Here is a 3,543-nt window from a genome sequence, read left to right as displayed (position 1 = left end):
CCTTCTTCTCGGTGTCGCACCACTGCCAGCCGATCACATGCTCTCCGGCGATCGCGATCAGGCAGCACCACGAGCCGACGTAGATCCCGTCGATCTGGACCTGGTCATGGATCTCGCCCGTGGCCGGAATCGCGGGGGCAATATTCCAGCACCACGCCGTGCGGCGCCGGAAGGACCGGGCCGTACCGAACGAGTCAACCAGCGCTTGGCCGCCGGTACCCGGCAACCAGCCCAGAAACGCACCCAGCTCCGCACGCCGACTCACATCCGGGCGTTCACCCGAGCGGCTCGCCCCGCATTCCAGGCACCGGTAGCGCTGCTTACCCGCGGCCGTTTTCCCGTTCCGTACCAGCGCCTGACCGCAGACCAGACATTCCAGAGATATGCAAGCACCCCAGCCACACTAAGCTTCCAAAGCTTAGCTACCCCGAAATTCGCCCGCCAACACTGGGAAGCAGGCACAATCCATACACACGTTTTGTCCTATAACCCCCGGACCCGGTATATGTGAGCGAGCGTCCGGCCAGGACCCGGTATATGTGAGCCCGCGTCCAAGGAAAACCCTTAACAAGTGAGCGGGGGTTTGGGTTATCAAACGCCGGCTCACCTATGGGCCGGAATCCCCCAACCCCCGGCTCACCTATGAGCGGGAAATCACAAACCCCCGCTCACCTATGAGCGGGAAATCCCAACCCCCCGGCTCACCTATGAGCGGGAAATCCCAACCCCCCGGCTCACCTATGGGCCGGAATCCCAAACCCCGGCTCACCTATCACCCGGTTTCCACCAACCCCCGCTCACCTGAGCGGGAATCCCCCAACCCCCGCTCACCTATGGACCTCTCCGAGATCCAGGTTCGCCGCACCCGTACTGTCAGGATGAGTAGCATGCAACAGGTTACTCCTGGAGTGTCTCTGACAACGCAGGCCACAGATATGCTGCGGGCGGCAATCACGTCCGGCGAGATGACGCCCGGGGAGCACTATTCCGCGATTCGGGCTAGCCGAGAGACTCGGAGTATCCAGGACGCCGGTACGTGAGGCCCTGCAGCTGCTCGAAAAGGAGGGCATTGTCCGGATCGAGAAGAACCGCGGTGTCCGGGTGCTGCACGGGCGCATTCTGGATGGTGAACTCCGCAATCTTGTTCTTGCGTAAGGGTTGGTAACCATCCCTTCAATCCGAAGCTGCCAGGACTTGGCCGACGACCGTCGAGGCATTCTCGAGGCGTTGGAGCGACAGGACCCGCAGGCTGCAGCGGTTGCGGTTTGCGAACATGTCACCCGCACCGCCGGCTTCTCATTACAGGTGTTTGCGCGAAGACGCCCGGACTGTCTGCCGATGCGCATCTTGCGAAGTTCGATCAGCTGACGAAATTGCGCGGCTGACTTTGATATGACGAAGAAGTGTTTACACGCCGGGAACGTCCCCTGCAGTTGCATGCAACGTACAACCATCGAAGGAGATGTGTCGTGACATCCACGGGGGCAGCCCAAGCGGTTTGCCGCAGCCTTTGGCCGGGATACGGATCGCGGACTTTTCGCGGGTTCTAGCCGGACCGCTGTCCTCCATGATGTTGGCCGACTACGGTGCCGAGGTCATCAAGATCGAAGGTCCCGCCGGCGACGATACCCGGGCGTAGATCCCGCCTGTGGAAGCCGATGGAACCGGCACCTATTTTGCAAGCGTCAACCGGAATCCGGCGCAGATTTGCCCGGCCATGACCTGCTCGTGCAGGCGCTTGGCGGTCTCATGAGTATCACCGGCCACCCGGAAGGAGAGCCCAGCAAGGTTGGGGTTGCCCTGGTTGACGTCCTCACCGGGCAGAATGCCCTAGCGGGGATCCTGATGGCGCTGCGGGTACGCGATGCCACAGGGGCCGGCCAGCAGGTGCAGCTCAACCCCCTCTCCTCGCTGCTGGCAGCATTGGTGAACCAGGGCGCAGCCACCCAACGATCGGCAATTTGCTGCGCTGGCGTCAGTCCTAGGGCTCTCGGGTTTGCCCGAACAAGCGAGGTTCCTTACCAACGAACGCAGCGTAGCGTCCCGTGAGGAGCTTCGTATTGCGATCGAGGCCGCCCTTCATGCTGACACTGCTGCGAATTGGCAACGGAAATTCCTCGTTGCAGGCGTTCCTGCGCGCAGGGTCAACAGCATCAGCGAGGCTTTCGAACTGGCTGAGAGCCTGGGGCTGGAGCCGTCAATCGTTGTCACTGATCCCGCCACAGGCCGGAAGTCCCGGCAGTTGGCCAACCCCATCCGGCTGTCCGCAGCAGCACCGAGCCACAGGCAAGTTCCCCCGGCCCTTGCCTGAAAGGCTACGGATGCGCCGGACGATCCGCCGTCGAGCACGGTCTGGCCTCAGCGGAATGGCTGCCGGCGATGGCCGCGGGGGAAGCGATCGGCTGCTTCGGACTGACGGAACCCACTGCGGGATCGGATCGGGGTGGCATGACTACCTTCGCGCACCGCGACGGAGGCGACTGGATCCTCAACGGATCAAAGCGCTGGATCGGTCTGGCGTCGGTGGCCAAAGTCGCCATCATCTGGGCCCAGACCGACGGCGGCTTCCGCGGCTTCGTAGTCCCAACCGAGACCCCTGGATTCACAGCTACCCCGATCGAGCCGAAACTGTCCATGCGAGCCTCCATTCCATGCGACATCGAATTGTCCGATCTGCGACTGCCCGAGAGTGCGGTGCTGCCGAACGTCGTCGGACTCAAGGGCCCCTTCTCCTGCCTGAACGAGGCGCGCTATGGAATCATCTGGGGCGCCATGGGCGCCGCCCGCGATGCGTTCGAAGTAGCCCTCGACTACTCCGAGGAACGCCTTCAGTTTGGCAGGCCGCTGGCCGGTTACCAGCTAACGCAGCAGAAGTTGGTTGACATGGCTCTGGAGATCAACAAGGGATTCCTCCTCGCGCCTCGGGCGCATGAAGGACGGTGGCACTTTGCAACCGGACCAGATCTCGGTCGGCAAACTGAACAATTGCCGCGAAGCCATCAAAATAGCGCGGGAAGCCAGGACAAACCTCGGCGGCAACGGAATCACGCTGGACCACTCACCCTTGCGGCATGCCAACAACCTGGAATCGGTTCGCACCTATGAAGGCACCGACGAAGTCCACACCCTCATCTTGGGTAGCAAGCTGACGGGTATCGCCGCCTTCCGTTAGGCGGGGCCCGACGGCGGAACCCGAGTTCCGCCGTCGCCGTCGCCGTGGCGTACAGATCAGGTTTGTCGGTCAGCTCGAGCGGGGGAATAGCAGTGCGTCAGTGCTGGATTTGCGCGGGGTACGGAAGCCGTGTAATGTCTTCTAAGTCGCCGCGAGGGAGACAGCCTAGAGCTGGGAACCACGGGTGGCCAATCCCTTCGAATTGAGCCTAAAACGGCAGGTGCTTTGTGCGCCGCAATTCGAGGGGAATTCGGATTGTTACCCTGAAATTGGTTGAGATACTGATTTGCAAAGTGGTAATGATTCGGGTAAGTTTGGGAAGTTGCTCCGGAGCGATCCTGGACCCTGTGGGGTGTGGGTGGTGCCGGGTG

General features: G+C 62.0%; 4 protein-coding genes and 3 pseudogenes. 5 read left to right on the top strand and 2 right to left on the bottom strand.

Annotated elements, in window-relative coordinates; translation table 11 throughout:
* Nucleotides 1-265: pseudogene (locus tag ABEA18_RS05865) on the bottom strand (IS256-like element ISAar5 family transposase); the annotation flags it as partial.
* A 33-nt stretch (nt 266-298) separates the two neighbouring features.
* Nucleotides 299-370: pseudogene (locus ABEA18_RS24600) on the bottom strand (IS1/IS1595 family N-terminal zinc-binding domain-containing protein); the annotation flags it as partial.
* 614 nt (nt 371-984) lie between these two features.
* On the opposite strand from ABEA18_RS24600, the gene ABEA18_RS05860 reads away from it, so the two are divergent.
* The 5 genes and pseudogenes from ABEA18_RS05860 to ABEA18_RS05840 form a co-directional block, all read left to right on the top strand.
* A complete protein-coding gene (locus tag ABEA18_RS05860) occupies nt 985-1,155 on the top strand; it encodes a GntR family transcriptional regulator (protein ID WP_345448362.1) in 171 nt (56 codons plus the stop codon).
* Between the two features lie 307 nt (nt 1,156-1,462).
* Nucleotides 1,463-1,639, top strand: a complete 177-nt coding sequence (locus tag ABEA18_RS05855) for a CoA transferase (protein WP_345448361.1) — start codon at nt 1,463-1,465, stop codon at nt 1,637-1,639.
* A 110-nt stretch (nt 1,640-1,749) separates the two neighbouring features.
* The gene (locus tag ABEA18_RS05850; RefSeq protein WP_345448360.1) at nt 1,750-2,049 is read left to right on the top strand and encodes a CoA transferase; all 300 of its coding nucleotides are present in this window, start codon (nt 1,750-1,752) and stop codon (nt 2,047-2,049) included.
* A complete protein-coding gene (locus tag ABEA18_RS05845) occupies nt 1,997-2,311 on the top strand; it encodes a CoA transferase (RefSeq protein WP_425550485.1) in 315 nt (104 codons plus the stop codon). Before ABEA18_RS05850 ends, ABEA18_RS05845 begins: the two co-directional genes overlap by 53 nt.
* A pseudogene (locus ABEA18_RS05840) lies at nt 2,299-3,172 on the top strand (acyl-CoA dehydrogenase family protein); the annotation flags it as partial. The gene ABEA18_RS05845 and the pseudogene ABEA18_RS05840, both read left to right, overlap by 13 nt.
* Between the last annotated feature and the right edge of the window lie 371 nt (nt 3,173-3,543).

This window comes from Arthrobacter gyeryongensis (genome assembly GCF_039543785.1).
Lineage (GTDB): Bacteria > Actinomycetota > Actinomycetes > Actinomycetales > Micrococcaceae > Arthrobacter > Arthrobacter gyeryongensis.
The sequence above is the reverse complement of the archived record's forward strand: the minus strand, read 5'-3'. Positions and strand labels throughout refer to the sequence as shown.